Genomic DNA, 14,176 nt, shown 5'->3' with positions numbered 1-14,176 from the left:
GCTTGCCTGGACGCTCTTCGGTAGACTGGCGGAACTAGCGGAATACATTGACAGCGATACAGTCCACGAGACTGTGGATCGGTGCCCCAGTAAGGTTCAGTGACCGGAGGAAGCCGTAGGTCCGAGCGGCCTGTTCCAAGCCCTGCTTGGACAGGCCGCGGAACTTCGCCAACCACGGTTGGAGCAGTGACCAGAGACACTCTACCTGGTTCGTGTGGACGCCTTTGTCGGAGACGTACCTCTCGTCGTGGACAACGTATTGGTGATCGTGCTCCATGCCTCGGTAAGCTGGCAGTCCATCGGTCCAGACCTCTCCCAGCGGCTGGGAGAGGTCGTCTGCTTCCTCGATAACTGGCCCAAGGTCATCTTCATAGTCGCTTCCTTCCTGAGCTGAGACCACGCGAAGCACGTCGCGGCACGCCGCGACGAGCGTCAGTTCGTCACCCTGATCCCCTGTCCAGCGGGTACGTCCACCCTCGGGCGACCCGCCGCGGTTGAGTCCCTCCCGCGGCGGATCTTGGCCTTTGAAGCCCGAACACACCTGCTGTGTTTCATCGACCTGTGTTGGCCCATCGACTGTCTGGGAGATGCGCTCCCAGACAGTCGGAAATCCCCGACAGAACGCGGTTTCAAACTCTCTGAGCTGGTCGTGAAGCGTCGTGTAACACGGTGAGAGGAGTTCAGCGATTTGGGTAATGCTGAGGAGTGTATCAGCGTAGAGGATGAAGGCGATGAGGAACTCACCTGGGGTGAGTTCCGAATCGTAGAAGGGTGTCCCTCGCGTGTACGTGGTTTTCCAGTCACAGCGGCCACACCAGATGCGGTCAGAGCCGTTGAGAGCGTGGAGGTTGTCTGCGCCGCAGTGTGGACAGGAGCGTTCTTCCCAGATCGTCTTGAGACGCCGCTCGACGATGGCGTCGAGCGGCTCGGCCCGAAATTCTATTACCCCAAGTTCCGCAAGTTCTGATAGCCTCTGGCCGAAGGCAGGACGGTCTTCATACATACCCGTTTTTGCCGGGCCAGAGGCACTAATGCTCCTGGTTCCGCCAGTCTACTGAAGAGCGTCAGAGCTAGATTTCGCAACACACAATTGATCCCGTCATCGACCACGTCGAGGGATCATTCCCCCGCGTCGGCGTGCTCCCTGCCGAGAAGCGGTGGGGGGACGGCCCGATCACCGCCTTCCGTTTCGATCCTACTGATCACTCTGCGCGCGTCGCTCTCGCGGGCACGCATCTCGTCGGGGTTACTGCGCGTCGCTCTCGCTGGCGAGCGTCCCCCCGGCGTCACCGCGCGCCGCCGACCCGGTGCTCGGGCCTACTGCGCGGCCGAGCGACTCTCGTCCGAAGCCTCGGGCGATCGCGTCCGAACCGCGTCCCACCCGCCGATACAGGCCTCACACAGGTAGTACGCGAACCCGTCGACGTCCCGGTGCGTGAGTGTGGCGTCGACGCCGCATCTCTCGCAGTCCATGCTCGGGAACTGCGCTAAGGGGAATATATGTCTTCTGCTCCAGCCACTCTCCGTGATAATCCGTGATAGAACCGACCGAACGGAAAGTCCGGCGTCGGTACGTGATCCGGTCGAGAGTCTACCGCAGCGCGTCGAGGTCGAACTCGAAGGCGGCGACCGGCACCTCCAAATCGTGCTCGACGAGTACCGCGGGATGGATCTCACCGATCACGCCGACGCGTTCACCGTCGATCACGACCGCGGCGGCGCGGCCATCGATGAACGTCGGATGCTCGACTCGGGGTGTCGCTAGGTCGGCGTCGAAGTCGTCGCACAGCGCCTGAAGCTGGCCTTTCGCGGCCTCATAGGAGGCGTCGCGCCGGGCGACCGCGCCGGCGACGTGCCGCGACTCGGCGACGTTCGTGTCCGCGTCGTCGTCGCGCTCGGCGACGAAGCCGACCTCGGCGACGTCCTGCGGGTAGGCGTTGTGGGTGTTCCGCTCCAACAGCATGACGAGCGACGGGAGGGCCCACGTTCGGAGCTGGGTGTACTCCTCGCTGTACGGCTCGGTGATCTCGACGGGGGAGCCGCCGCCGAATACCCCGTCGCCGTCTCCGACCGCGGCGCCGCCCGTGCCCGGTTCGATCCGCATCCGGTCGTAGTTCTCGGTCCCGCTCGTCATGTGGAAGTTCAGCAGATCCTCGAAGCCCAGCCCGACGAGACTCGTACGGACCGCGTCCTCCAGCCGGGAGCGCTCGTGGCGCCCGCCGACGGTGCCCACGTCGGGGTAGCGCGGCGTCAGGTTGTCGAAGCCGTACGCGCGCCCCACGTCGTCGACGAGGTCGAGGGGGTGGAGCACGTCGACGCGGTACGGCGGGATCTCCACCTCGTAGCGGACGTCCTCGCCGAGCGTGTACGAGGCGTCCAGTCCGGCGCGCTCGAAGCAGTCGACGACCTCCTCGGGCTCGAAGTCGACGCCGAGCAGCGTCTCGATCCGCTCGTGCGACACCGTCTTCTCATCGACGTCGAGGTTCGGCCGGACGAGCTCCGCGCCGTACTCGCTCGGGTGCGTCGCGCCGTCGGCGTAGTTCACCTCGACCTCCTCGATCGTCGCGCCGCGGGCCGACAGGGCGTAACAGATGATGTTACACATCCGGTCGATAGTCCACTGGTCGGTGCCCGTGAGCTCGACGAGCAGCTCGCGGGACCCCGTCGTCACCTCGGTGCGCTTCCCGTTTATCACCGGCGGGAACGAGAACAGCCCGAGCTCGTCGTAGATCGCCGGGTAGCGATCGAGGTCCGTGACGAGGTCGGCGTACGTCTCGCCCGTGGCGTGCTCCTCCAGCACCGCGGCCGGGCTCAGCTCGTCGTTCGCGTCGAGGGGGACGAACGTGTCGCCCTCGGGGTCGACGCCGCGGTAGGTGATCGACGGTTCTGCGCCCTCCTGGAGCGGCGCGCCCTTCACCATCGCGAGGTCGTGGATGCCGATGGCGCCCTTCGCGCGCCCCCGTCCCATCGTCGCGTGGAGCTTCTCTTGGAGCTGGATCAGCGACTCCAGCGCCGCCTCGTCGAGGTCGAGGCCGCGGACCACCGCGCCGGTGACGTACGGGCGCTCGTCGGGCACCGACTCGTCGACCTCGATCCTCCACTCGGGGTCGTTCGTGTTCGGCACGTAGACGCCTCGCGCGTCGCCGTAGTGGTAGCGCAGCGAGCGGGCGACCCCCTCGACGGAGAGACGGTCGAGCCGGTCGGGCGCGAACTCGAACTGGTACATGCCGTCGTCGGTCTCGCCTTCGAACTCCAGGCCGAGCCCGAACAGGTCCGCCTTCAGCTCCTCGTCGTCTTTCTCCTCGTGACCGGTGAGCTCGCGGAGCTCGTCCGGGTCGACGTCGACGACGGGCATCAGTAGCTCACCTCCGCGTCCCGCAGGAACTCGATGTCCGCGAGCGTCCCGTGGAGGTCGCGGATGTCCTCCGCGCCGGTGGTGAGCATCGCGAGCCGCTCTAAGGCGAGCCCCCACGCCATCACGTCGCAGTCGACGCCGAGGGGGCCGGTGACTTCCTCCCGGAACACGCCGGAGTTGCCGATCTCGATCTCCTCGCCCGTCTCCGGGTGTTCCCCGAACAGCTCGAAGGAGGGTTCGGTGTACGGGTTGTAGTGCGGCTTGAACCGGATGTCCGTGATCCCGAACTGCCGGTAGAACTCCTCGAAGGTGCCCATCAGGTCGCGCACCGAGAGGTCCTCGGCCATCACCCACCCCTCGATCTGGAAGAACTCCAGGAGGTGCGTCGGGTCGAGGGTGTCGTTGCGGTACACCTTCTCGACCGAGAAGTAGCGCTGCGGCGGCTCCAGCTCCGCGCCGGCAACCCCGGAGAGGTATCGCATCGACAGCGACGTGGTGTGTCCGCGGAGGGCGACCTCGCGGGCGAACTCCTCCGACCACGGCGAGTGGTAGCCGTCGCCGTCGTCGCCCCACCCGTCGCGGTGGGCCGACTCGACGCGGGCCATCAGTTCGTCCGAAATCGACTCCATGCGGTCCACGTCGAGCGCGAACCGGTCCCAGTGGGTCCGGGCAGGGTGGTCCTGCGGCATGAACAGGCAGTCGTTGATCCAGAAGTCGGCGTCGGCGTGCGGGCCCTCCATCTCTTGGAACCCCATGCCGACGAGGACGTCCTTCACGCGGTCGGCGGTCCGACGGAGGACGTGCTTGCGACCGCCGCGGGCCGTCTCCGCCTCCGCCTCGACGTTGTACGCGGCGAACTCGGCGTCCCGCCACTCGCCGCTGGCGAGGAGCTCAGGCGTGAGCGCCCCGACCGTCTCGGTCGCCTCCACGCCGGTCATCAGCGCGTCGACGCCCTCGTCTGTGAGCCGGACCGTCCGCGTGACGGACTCGCCGACCGCGATCAGCCCGCGCGAGTCGAGCCGATCGATCACGGCCTCGTCAACGTCGAGGGCGTCCCCGTCGAGACTCTCCCCGTCGGCGTCGGCCTCCGCGAGCGCCGCGAGCGCCGTCGCCTCGGCGTCGTCGGGATCGGCGTCGGGGTCGACCGAGAGCTCGCCGCCGTCGACGCTCCCGTACCCCTTCCGCGCGAAGTTCGCGAGCGCGATGTCGACCTCCGGACCGTCCAACGCCGCCTCACCGATGACTGCGCCCATCGAGACCGAGTCGGCGTCGGCCCCCGCGTCGCGGCCGGCGCGGTAGAGCCGCGTCTCGGGTAGCCCCTCGTCGACGTAGCGCCGCCCCTCGTCGGTGAGCGCGAGCGTCCGGTCGGTCACCGAGCCGACCTCGACGAGCCCCTCGTCGGCGAGGTCGAAGGCCGCGCCGGCCACCGTCTCCGGCTTCAGGTCGGTCTCCGCGGCTATCTCTGCCACCGTTCGTTCGTCCGTCGCGCTCGCGGCCTCGAGGACCGCGAGCTGTCGTTCCGGGAGTCGCATTCGAGTTGTCTCTACACGCGTGCGGCTGGTTGGTAACGGTTCCGGGACCGAGACGCGCCCGGCTCCCGGTTCAGTGACTCTGTCGCGGGCAAGGCATCATATATGATAAATTGAACGACTGATTTATGTATGATATCCGCCTCTAGGGGGTATGAGCAGCGTAACGGCCGAATCGAGCGGCTCCGGTTCGGTTCCGGAGCGGGCGCGCGTCCGTCACGGGGGCAGCGGTCCCAGTCCCAGTCTCGCCGTCGTCGAAGCGATAGCTGATCTCGCCGGCGTCGATCCGGCGGACCTCCCCGAGGAGGGCGTGGTACTGTACGAACACGTCGACCCCGACGCGCTGAACTCGCTCGTCGCCGGGCGGTCCGACGCCGACGTCTCCCTCACCGTCGCGGGTTACGACGTCCGCGTCGGCCCCGACTCCGCCGTCGCTCAGCGCTCGGGGAACTGACCCCGGCCGCCTCGGTCCCTTCACTCGTTACTCCGCGTCGGCAGCCCGCTCGCGGAGCCGCGCGACCCGATCCCCGAGCGCGGGCTGTACCTCGAACCACGTCGACCAGTCGCCGGTCTCCGGCTCGACGCCGCGGCGCTCCGCGACGCGCTCGAACGCGTCGGCGACGCGGTCGGCGCCGACCGCGTCCGCGGCGCGGGCGTCCGCCGCGTACTGGACCCGCCGACCGGCCCAGAAAGAAACGAGCCCCACGGCGACGAGCGCGGCGAACCCGGACTCGAAGGGGACGAGGGTCGTGACGACCGCGGCCAGCGCCCCAAGCACGGCGCCGACGGCGACGGCGCGGAACTCGGCGTAGTACGTCGTCACGCGGCCGGCCTCCGCCGCGAACAGCCCGACTGCGGCGTCCTCGTCGAGGTCGGTCAACACGTCTTCGGTGAGGAACAGCACCCGTCTACGGGGCGGTCCCCGGACCGACACCTCAGCGGGACCGTCGGCTGGGGCGCCGTCCCCGCCCGCGCCGTCGACGGCTTCGATCGCGACGCGCTCGACGGCGAGTCCGCCCGGTTCCGCCAGCGCCACGATCTGCGCTCGCTCCGCGTCCGTCGGTTCCCGCAGGTCGCGGAACCGGTCGGCCGCGTACAGCGGCCCCACGGCGACCGCGAGCGCGGCGACGACCGCGACGCCGACGACGAACGCGACTCCGATCATCGTCCTCGCTGAGGGCACGCCCGAGGTAAAAAGGCCCGATGTCGCGCCGGGCCCGTCGCGACGGCGGCGCCCCCCTCCGGCGTTCACTCCGGAACGCGTCGCGCGAGCGCCCGGACCGCCGCGGCGGCCTCGCTCTCGGGCGCGGCGGTCGTGACCGGCCGCTCCGTCGCCACCGAGCGGCCGACGCGGGGGTCGGCCGGGACGACCTCCGCGGGCGCCCCGAGCGCGTCACCGATCGGGTCGACCGGCGGCGGCTCGGTCACGCGGTTGACCGCGCAGCCGACCAACCCGGCGTCGAGTTCCCGGGCCAGCTCTCGCGTCCGGATCGCGTCGGCGAGCGCGAACGCGCGCGGCGAGACGACGAGGAGGCAGGCGTCCGCGACCGCGAGCGGCACGCCGGCGTCGGCGCGGCGTCCGGCGGGACAGTCGACGACGACCGTCCCGAACTCGCGCTCGACCGCGGCGACCGCCTCCGCCAACCGCGTCAGGTCGGCCGCCCGAGCGCCCGCCAGCGTCCGCCCGCACGGGACGATGTCGACCGGGCCGGGACGGAGCGCCTCCGTCGGGGCCGCCGCGCCGGCGAGCACGTCGTGGAGGTCGGGGCCGCGGCCGTCAGGCAGGTCCGCCATCCCGAGGTCCGCGTCGACGACGACGGCGTCGAGCGCGGCGGCGACGTTGTACGCGAGCGTCGTCTTCCCCACGCCGCCTTTCCCGCCCGCAACCGCGAGGATCACGCCAGCGCCTCCAGCGCCTCGACCCGGATCTCGCTCTCCTCGGCGCGGTCCGCCAGCGCCGCGGCGCGGTCGCGGACCGCCCGCAGCCGCTCGGCGTCGGCCGCGACGTGCTCGTCGAGCGCTCCGACCCCGTCGAGGCCGTCGACCTCCTCGACGACCGTCGTCGCCGCCGCGAGGTCGGCGTCGGTCAGGCGCTCCGCCCGTTCGATCCGCGCCTCGACGGCCACGAACCACGCGTCGACGCCGCCACCGGCCGCACTTCGCCGCGGTGACTCGGGCGTAGCTGACTGGTCCGGGTCGCGCTCGACTCGCGCCGCGACTCTCTCCGCGTCGCCGTCGCCCTCGGCATCCTCCCGGCCCGGCAAGTGCCCCTCCGAACCGGAGGCCCCCGCGTCGCCGCCCGCGTCCGGGGTCCCGTGGCGCCCTTCCGCTCCGTCCACGGCGGCGCGCGGCGGCCGATACGATTCGAGGTCCCGGACCGCCGCCCGTGCGAGGTCGGTCCCGCCTGCGGCCGTCTCGTGGGCCTCGTCGGCGTCCGACGACACGGGCTCGACGTTCGCGATCTCGACCGGCGGGTCGACGGGGTCGGCGAGCGCGGCGAACCCGAACGCCGCGCGCTCGCCCGGGTCGAGTACCGCGGTCACACCCGCTGCGTCCCACCCGGCTTCGGGGACGCCGCCGCGCCGCGGCGAGAGCAGCGGACCGTTCAGCCGGCTCTCCATCCGAACACGCCGCGGGACCGCCCCGTCGTTGCGCACCCGAAAACCGACGAGCGACGCGTCCCCCTCGCGGTCGACGGACCAGTCGAGTTCCATGCGCCGGGTCCCGCGGAATCGTATTTAACGCTCAGGCGAACCCGCCCCCGTCGGGTTCAGCGCCCGTCGCGCGCGCCTCGAAAGCGAACATCGGCCGTCCGAAGGAGTGACCGCGGGCTCCGCCCCGACTCCTCGATCCGCCGCGCCGCGCTGCCGCGCAGCTCGACCGGTCCGTCGAGCGCCGCGGTCCTGACGGCCGCGAGCGACGCCGCGACCGGGTCTCCGTCGTACGCGCCCGGTCCCGTCCCGGCCGCGCTCGGATCGCCGCTCGGAACGACCGCGAGCGCGCGTCGGAACTCGGGATACATCGCCTCGGCGAGTTCGCGGCGCGCTCGCACGTCGCCCCGCAGCGCCGCGACCCGCTCTTTCAGCCGCTCGATCTCTCCGGTCGCCTCGGCGACCCGCCGCCGCGCCGCCGTCAGGTCGACCGGTTCGACCTCGATCCCCGCGAGCTCCGCCTCGATGTCCGCGATCTCTCCCGCGACGGACGCGGTCCGCCCCCGCGAGCGCGCGGCCGCCGCGAGCTGTCGCCGGAGCCCGGCGTCGGCGGGGAGTCGTCCGAGAACCTCGCCCGGAGCGGGACACCCTCTGACGACGTTCGGCCCGTCCTCGCTGTCCTCTCGGTTCGACCCCGACTGCGTCGACCTCGCCCCGGTCACAGCTCTCTGCCGCGCATCGCGTCCGGGTCCGGGTGGTCCGTCCCCGCCGCGAAGGCGGCGTACGGCGTCGACTTCGCGGACCGGTCGGCGTAGGCCGCGGCCGCCTCTCGGACCGCGTCGTCGACGGCGACGAACTCGTTGAACGGTTCGGTGCGCTCTATCTGTACGTCCCCGCCGTGCGACTCCCGCAGCCGCAGCGCGAGGAACGCCGCGTACTCCGTCTCGTTGAGCAGCGCGGCGCGACCGAACCGCCGCGCGACGACCGACTCGTGGCGACGACAGAGGTTTCGGAGGCCGGTCCTGGCGGCCGCCGAGTACGTCACGACCAGCAGCACGCCCGCCGGTGGTCGATTTTGAAATATATCCGTTCCGGACCGGAACGTTTCAGTCGGCGTCAGTGACGCCGGATCGATTCAGCGTCCGCGGGGCCGGGGTCAGTAACTAGAACCGCTCGACGTCGAACGCGGGCTCCTCCCCGCCGTCCGGTGCGTCGTCGACCCCGCTGGCCGCGAGGACGCGCTCGCGCGCGGCCGGTTCAGAGGGCGCGACGACCACGGTGCCGTCGACCGGGTCGTCCCCCACCGCGCGGAACACGTCGCCCTCACCGTCGAACTCGGTCGCGTACGTCCGGAGCACGGCCGCGACGCGACGCTCGGTGGCCGCGAGGTCGGCGTCGCCGTCCTCGAACTCGCGGAGCGCGTCCTCGACGTTCCGTATCGCGGAGATCCGGTCCATCTACGTCGTCCGGAGGTGGCCCTGCTTGGGCTCGTACACTTCGCCCTTCGTGCGGAGCTTCTCGATCTCTCCCTCCGCCTTTCCTTGGTCCATCCCGATCTCGCCCGCGCGGTCGAGCACCTCCTCGACGGGCGCGCCCTCCTGATACTCCTCTTCGATGTCGGCGATGAGCCCCTTGATGTTCTTGATGCGGTCGCGCTGGCTCTTCGACGTGCCCGTCTCGACCACGTCGGCGTCGAACTGGCCCGTCTCCGGGTCGACGCCGATGTCCTTGAGACAGGACTCGACGATGTCCGTCGCGCGGTCCGCGTCCTCGCGCTCGACGGTGTCCGAGAGCCGTACCCGCGCGCTCGCCTCGGAGAGCCGCACCATCGCCTCCAGCTTCCGGGCGGTGACCGGCACGGGCGCGTCCTCGTCGGCGCCCTTCGAGCGCAGGTCGACGTAGAACTCCTCTATCACCTCCTTCGCCTCCTCCGTCATCGTCGGGAAGCAGGACCGCTTCGCGTGGGCGATGTACTTGCGGAGAAGCTCGGAGTCGATCTCCGGCGCGACCTCCTCGGTCACCTCCGCCACCTGTTCGGAGGTGAACTCCGAGCTCGCCAGCTCCTCGCGCTGGGTGTTGAGCTCGCCGGCGTAGTTCGTCTTGATGATGTGTTTCGCCAGCCGGGAGTCGTGCTCCGGGTCCGGGCTGTCCGTCACGGTGAAGATGAGGTCGAACCGCGAGATCAGCGCCGGCTCCAAGTCGATCTGCTCGCCGATCGGCTCGTACTGGTCGAACCGGCCGTACTTGGGGTTCGCGGCGCCGAGCAGGGAACACCGCGCCTTCAGCGTCGCGTTGATCCCCGCCTTCGAGACGGAGATCTTCTGCTGTTCGAGCCCCTCGTGCATCGCGGAGCGGTCCGAGGAGTTGTGGACGACGAGCCCGTTCGCGACGAAGTTGTGCGTCTCCTCGACGGTCAGGTCGTACACCCGGGGTCGCTCGCCGTCCTCGATCCGCGCCAGTATCGACCGCAGTTCCGCCTTCACGGCGTTTACCTCCTCCACGACCGCCTCACGCACGTCGTCGAGCCGGTCGGTCTCGACGGCGCCGGACAGCCAGCGGGAGACGGTCGCCTGCGTCACGTCGAGCCTCGACGCCACGTCCGACTGACCGACGCCGTACGCGTCCAGCGCCGCCGACAGCTCCGATCGCGTCTCGCCGACCGGACCGCGGTCGAGCAGGTCGCGAGCGCGCTCTTCGGCCGTCTCGACCGGTCCCTCGATGACGTCTGCGAGCCGCTGTCGGAGCACCTCGCCGCGGTGTTCGGTCGACTCCGGCGGAACGGTTTCGACCGACTCGACCCGACGCCACTTCACGTCGCCGCGGACGAAATCGCGGAGGTCGTCGAGGTCGGTCTCCCCGACTCCGGTGAGAATCTCTCGGAGCCGCTCGGTCACCGTCCGGCGGACCTCGTCGCGTTCGCCCCATTCGCGGGAAATCTGCTGTTGGGACAGCGCCGTCCCTTCGGCAAGCTCGGACTGCGAGACGTGGTATCGGTGCCGAAGCTCCGAGAGCGTCTCCCACGCCGCCGTCGCGTCGAGCGCGTCCACGTCTTCGGTCGCGCGTTCACGCCGATCCTCGAACGCCGAGAGTATCCGGTCGGCGCGGTGGAGCGAGACGTTCGCAGTCCCGCTCTCGAAGTCGTGGTACGTGACCGCGTCGAGCCCGCACTCGCGCTGGTGAAGCCGGAGCGACTCGCGAGACCGCGCGAGCGCGTCGCCGACCTCCGGGACCACGTCGAGGATCGTTCGGCCGCCGTCGGCCGAATCGACGACGCGGTCGAGGGCTTCGGCCTTCCGGGTGGCCGTGAATCCGACGAAGCGCCGGAACGCCGCGAGCGAATCCGCGTCGGTCACCGTGAGGTAGTACACGTCGCGACCGCCGTCTCGCTCGCGGTACTGGAGCTGGCTCGACACGCCGAACCCTAAGAGGAGGTTCCGCGTGCCGCGGAGCAGGTCCCGACTCGCCGACGCTATCCGAACGTTTCCGGCCGACTCGTCGACGTGGCCTTCGCTGTCGGCGAGCGCCCGGACGAACGCGGCCTTCGCCGCGCGGCTTCCGGTCGAAACGGGAGTCGGGAAGCACTTCTCGTCGTACCGGCCGAGGTTCATCCCCGCGTTGAGGACGGCGTCGGCGTGTTCCTTCCCGGTGACGCGGACCGTCTCGACGCCGCCGTCGCGCCGTTCGCTCGGCGGGCGGACCGGCTCCGCGTCGAACGCCTCGCGCGCCGCGCGTTCAAAGTCGTCTAAGAGGTCGTCGTCCGTGTTGGTGAACCGAATGCCGTAGACGCCCTCGTCGCGGTCGTAGTAGACGTTCCCGTCGCCGGAGAGGTATCCGAGGACGCTCGCCATCGCGGCGTCGACGCTCTCCCCGTCGCCGGGCTCGGCCGCTGGCCCATTTCCACCGCTCGCAGCCACCGCTCCGCCGTCCGCCGCCTTCGTCGGAATCTCGCGAGGGACGTACACCCAGTCGCCCCCGTCGAGGGCGGCCGCCTCGCGCTCGACACGCTCCCCGTCGTCGAGGACGAAGAACGGGTGGTCGGCGGTCGCAGTCAGCGACTCGCCGGTCTCCGTCGTCACTCGGGTCAGCTCCGACGGCGCGTCGTACTCGTGGACCGCGGAGACGGACCGTTCGACGAGGTTCCCGTCCTCGTCCATCGACCAGACGTCGAGGTCGACGTCGCGGATATGGCGTCCGTTCGAGAGTTCCTCGACATCTCCGTCTTCGGCGGCCTCCCGCGCCAGTTCGTCGATGCGCTCGACGCGGCCGTCCGCGAGCGAGACCAGCGCGTCGCCCGTGACGCAGTCCATTTTGTCGAGCTCGTCAACTGCCGCAATTCCCTTGTCCGCGAGGACGAGAGCGCCGGCTTCGAGCGACCACTGCTGGCCGTCGCCGAAGTCGTCTCTCACGGCTGCAGCTGTAAGGCCGGCCGCCGACGATCCCTTCCCAGAGGTGTAGACGGACCGCGGTGCGATGTTCTCGACGTACGAAATCATCTGGGAGTTGTGAGAGACGACCCCGTTCGAGACGTAGTTGTGCGTTCTCTCCACTTCGAGATCGTAGACCCAGTCTTCATCGGATTCGACCCGTTTGATGGACTCGATCGAGTCCCATCGGACTTCCTCTACGACCGAGGTGTTCTGACTACCAGACACGGCGATACCGCCATCTGTGGCAGCGCGCGATGCGACGGCCACACGGTCACCGACGTCGAGTTCATCCGCACGCCGCGGAACGTGTCCGGCACCAGTCTGAACGAACAGCGGATGCGACGGCGTCACCTCCAGTTCCATGCCGGAGGCAGTCTCGACACGATACATTGTCTCGGGAGCCTCCCGCTTCCAGACTTTCGTCGCTCGCGCGGATCCGATCGTTCCGCCCGACTGTAGCGAGGGTACTTCGAAATCGACCTCGTCGAAGACGCCGTCGTCGATCGGTTTCGGATCATCGAGATTGTCCTCGACGAGATCGCCTATCGGAACTTCTCGTCCATCAGCAAGTGTCACATTGGTATCAAATTTAAGACACTTACCCGTGCCGGGGTCACCGATCAGGAGCATGTGCAGGTCGCCCCGAATCCGCGACCCGTCGGGGAGATGCTTCGTCACGCCGGAGAACAGCTGGAGGATCATCGCGAGCTTCTCCTCTTCATACCCGTAGATGGCGGGCGCGATCGAACCCACCATCGCCTCGTAGATGTCGTCGCGCTCGGAGAGCTCGATGATGTCGCGTTTGTCCGCCTCGGTGATGTCCATGTCCTCGAACTCCTCGTCCTCGATGGCGATGGAGACGCCGTCCATGTACAGGTCGAAGATGGCGGACTTCTCGTTGCCCTGTTCGACCTGCTCGATGTGGAGGATACCGACGCAGGTAACGTGGTCGCCGGGGCTCACTTTCCCGGTGATGTCGTCGACGATGTCGACGTCCAGCGACTGGGGCGTCTCGCCGCCGCGGAGCCCCTCGGGCGACTCTTGGATACGGAGCTTCTGTGAGTCGACGAACTCGGACTGATCGAAGTTGACGCGGAACGGGCCCTGTCGCTCGCAGCCCTGGCACTCGTGGGGCTCTTGGAAGCCACCGTCGGACTGCGGGATGTACGTCATGGTGCCGCAGCGCTGGCACTCGAAGGCGGCCTCCGTCACCTTCGGGCGTACGTCGGTGGCCTTACGAACGATCCCTTGAATCGAGACGAGCTTCCCGATATGGTCGTCGTGGACGCGGATACCGCGGATGTCGACGCTATCGGGGAGGTCCTCGATGCGGACATGCGCGCGGCCGAGGCTGACGTCGGCGGGGAGGTCATAGAGCCGTAGCGCCTCCTCGGCGTACTCGCGCATCTGTTCCGGCTTGTTCAGGAAGTCCTCGGCGAGGTCGCGGTCGAACTGAAAGAGGTCGTCGTAGGAGACGTACAGCGAGCGCTGCTCGTTGGGGTACCGTTGGGCGAGCTGTCCGATCTCCTCCCGGTAGTAGTTGCGATAGAACTGAATGAACCGCTCCGTGAGGTCCTGGGTGCCGGCCTGAGCCATTGCGACACCTCTTCGTCACCATCACGTATCAACCTCCGGTTCGGGGCGGACGTGGTCGCCTCGGGTGCGGCGTCCGGCGTCGTCGCGCCGGCCGACTCGGCGGCGACCGCGCCCCAACCGACCGAACTACGCCCGCCCGACGAAGGTCGCGTCGGCGGAGGTGCGCCCCTCGTTGAACGAGAGGACCTTCGCGCGGATCACGTCGCCGGGTTCGAGCCCGCTCGGGATGTCCTCGGTGAAGAGGACGAATCCCTCCACCTTGCCGACGGCGACCTCGTTCCCCGAGTGGTGGTCGGTGAGTTCGGTGACGCCGAACTCGTACGTCTCGCCGATCTCGACCGGCGGTTCGCGTTCCTGGGCCGCCTCGTGAGCGCGTTTCGACTCGCGCGCCTCCGTCGACGGGCCGCGGAGCCGACGGGCGACCGCGAACAGCGCGAATAGCGCGACCGCGACGCCCGCACCGACGACGAGCGGCGACGAGGGGATCATACCCGTGCGGTCGACCGCGGTCGCCTAAACGGTGTGGGTCCGCGGCGACGCTTCGGCGCTCGGCGACCTCGACATCTCGCCGCTCGCGCGGCCCGAGTCCCGCCGCGCCCGCATGAGAAACGCCTTTGC

Annotated in this window: 13 protein-coding genes; 1 reads left to right on the top strand and 12 read right to left on the bottom strand. The window is 69.2% G+C overall.

The genetic code is table 11. The features are described 5' to 3' along the window. Window positions 1-34 precede the first annotated feature (34 nt). The 4 genes from EO776_RS14890 to pheS all read right to left on the bottom strand — a co-directional run bounded on the left by EO776_RS14890 (window position 35) and on the right by pheS (window position 4,887). Window positions 35-1,003 (bottom strand): IS1595 family transposase, encoded by a 969-nt coding sequence (locus EO776_RS14890; protein ID WP_129452463.1) that lies wholly within the window; start codon window positions 1,001-1,003, stop codon window positions 35-37. Window positions 1,004-1,317: 314 nt separating this feature from the next. Then, a complete protein-coding gene (locus EO776_RS19085) occupies window positions 1,318-1,473 on the bottom strand; it encodes a hypothetical protein (RefSeq protein WP_155120046.1) in 156 nt (51 codons plus the stop codon). A 118-nt stretch (window positions 1,474-1,591) separates the two neighbouring features. Continuing rightward, complete coding sequence (gene pheT / locus EO776_RS14885; RefSeq protein ID WP_094520355.1) at window positions 1,592-3,355, bottom strand: phenylalanine--tRNA ligase subunit beta; 1,764 nt, start codon at window positions 3,353-3,355, stop codon at window positions 1,592-1,594. Then, on the bottom strand, window positions 3,355-4,887 hold the full coding sequence (gene pheS / locus EO776_RS14880) for a phenylalanine--tRNA ligase subunit alpha (protein ID WP_049932768.1): 1,533 nt from the start codon (window positions 4,885-4,887) through the stop codon (window positions 3,355-3,357). Before pheS ends, pheT begins: the two co-directional genes overlap by 1 nt. A 151-nt stretch (window positions 4,888-5,038) precedes the next feature. On the opposite strand from pheS, the gene EO776_RS14875 reads away from it, so the two are divergent. Further along, window positions 5,039-5,338, top strand: coding sequence for a HalOD1 output domain-containing protein (locus EO776_RS14875; protein ID WP_049932767.1), 300 nt, complete (start codon window positions 5,039-5,041; stop codon window positions 5,336-5,338). A gap of 27 nt (window positions 5,339-5,365) precedes the next feature. Here the strand turns inward: EO776_RS14875 and EO776_RS14870 are convergent, their stop codons facing one another. The 8 genes from EO776_RS14870 to EO776_RS14835 form a co-directional block, all read right to left on the bottom strand. Next, complete coding sequence (locus EO776_RS14870; protein WP_100050518.1) at window positions 5,366-6,049, bottom strand: peptidase; 684 nt, start codon at window positions 6,047-6,049, stop codon at window positions 5,366-5,368. Between the two features lie 83 nt (window positions 6,050-6,132). Continuing rightward, the gene (locus EO776_RS14865; RefSeq protein ID WP_049932764.1) at window positions 6,133-6,783 is read right to left on the bottom strand and encodes a MinD/ParA family ATP-binding protein; all 651 of its coding nucleotides are present in this window, start codon (window positions 6,781-6,783) and stop codon (window positions 6,133-6,135) included. Continuing rightward, window positions 6,780-7,598 (bottom strand): DUF7857 domain-containing protein, encoded by an 819-nt coding sequence (locus EO776_RS14860; RefSeq protein WP_094520353.1) that lies wholly within the window; start codon window positions 7,596-7,598, stop codon window positions 6,780-6,782. Before EO776_RS14860 ends, EO776_RS14865 begins: the two co-directional genes overlap by 4 nt. 56 nt (window positions 7,599-7,654) lie before the next feature. Further along, window positions 7,655-8,257 carry a DUF7856 family protein gene (locus EO776_RS14855; protein WP_094520352.1) on the bottom strand — a complete coding sequence of 201 codons (603 nt, stop codon included), beginning with the start codon at window positions 8,255-8,257 and terminating at the stop codon, window positions 7,655-7,657. After that, window positions 8,254-8,592, bottom strand: coding sequence for a DUF7855 family protein (locus EO776_RS14850; protein ID WP_049932754.1), 339 nt, complete (start codon window positions 8,590-8,592; stop codon window positions 8,254-8,256). Before EO776_RS14850 ends, EO776_RS14855 begins: the two co-directional genes overlap by 4 nt. Before the next feature lie 106 nt (window positions 8,593-8,698). Further along, window positions 8,699-8,992 (bottom strand): DUF7854 family protein, encoded by a 294-nt coding sequence (locus EO776_RS14845; protein ID WP_086215228.1) that lies wholly within the window; start codon window positions 8,990-8,992, stop codon window positions 8,699-8,701. Beyond that, window positions 8,993-13,558, bottom strand: coding sequence for an LAGLIDADG family homing endonuclease (locus EO776_RS14840; protein ID WP_100050517.1), 4,566 nt, complete (start codon window positions 13,556-13,558; stop codon window positions 8,993-8,995). 126 nt (window positions 13,559-13,684) lie between these two features. Beyond that, complete coding sequence (locus EO776_RS14835) at window positions 13,685-14,047, bottom strand: TRAM domain-containing protein (RefSeq protein ID WP_049932746.1); 363 nt, start codon at window positions 14,045-14,047, stop codon at window positions 13,685-13,687. Between the last annotated feature and the right edge of the window lie 129 nt (window positions 14,048-14,176).

It is taken from the genome of Halorubrum ezzemoulense (assembly GCF_004126515.1).
Taxonomy (GTDB): domain Archaea; phylum Halobacteriota; class Halobacteria; order Halobacteriales; family Haloferacaceae; genus Halorubrum; species Halorubrum ezzemoulense.
This window is presented reverse-complemented; position numbering and strand designations above follow the sequence as displayed.

Coding starts and splice junctions, on each gene's coding strand:
- EO776_RS14840 (WP_100050517.1), bottom strand. CDS start 13,558: ATGGCTCAGGCCGGCACCCAGGACCTCACGGAGCGGTTCATTCAGTTC.
- EO776_RS14860 (WP_094520353.1), bottom strand. CDS start 7,598: ATGGAACTCGACTGGTCCGTCGACCGCGAGGGGGACGCGTCGCTCGTC.
- EO776_RS14870 (WP_100050518.1), bottom strand. CDS start 6,049: ATGATCGGAGTCGCGTTCGTCGTCGGCGTCGCGGTCGTCGCCGCGCTC.
- EO776_RS14835 (WP_049932746.1), bottom strand. CDS start 14,047: ATGATCCCCTCGTCGCCGCTCGTCGTCGGTGCGGGCGTCGCGGTCGCG.
- EO776_RS14890 (WP_129452463.1), bottom strand. CDS start 1,003: ATGTATGAAGACCGTCCTGCCTTCGGCCAGAGGCTATCAGAACTTGCG.
- EO776_RS14845 (WP_086215228.1), bottom strand. CDS start 8,992: ATGGACCGGATCTCCGCGATACGGAACGTCGAGGACGCGCTCCGCGAG.
- pheS (WP_049932768.1), bottom strand. CDS start 4,887: ATGCGACTCCCGGAACGACAGCTCGCGGTCCTCGAGGCCGCGAGCGCG.
- EO776_RS14875 (WP_049932767.1), top strand. CDS start 5,039: ATGAGCAGCGTAACGGCCGAATCGAGCGGCTCCGGTTCGGTTCCGGAG.
- pheT (WP_094520355.1), bottom strand. CDS start 3,355: ATGCCCGTCGTCGACGTCGACCCGGACGAGCTCCGCGAGCTCACCGGT.
- EO776_RS19085 (WP_155120046.1), bottom strand. CDS start 1,473: ATGGACTGCGAGAGATGCGGCGTCGACGCCACACTCACGCACCGGGAC.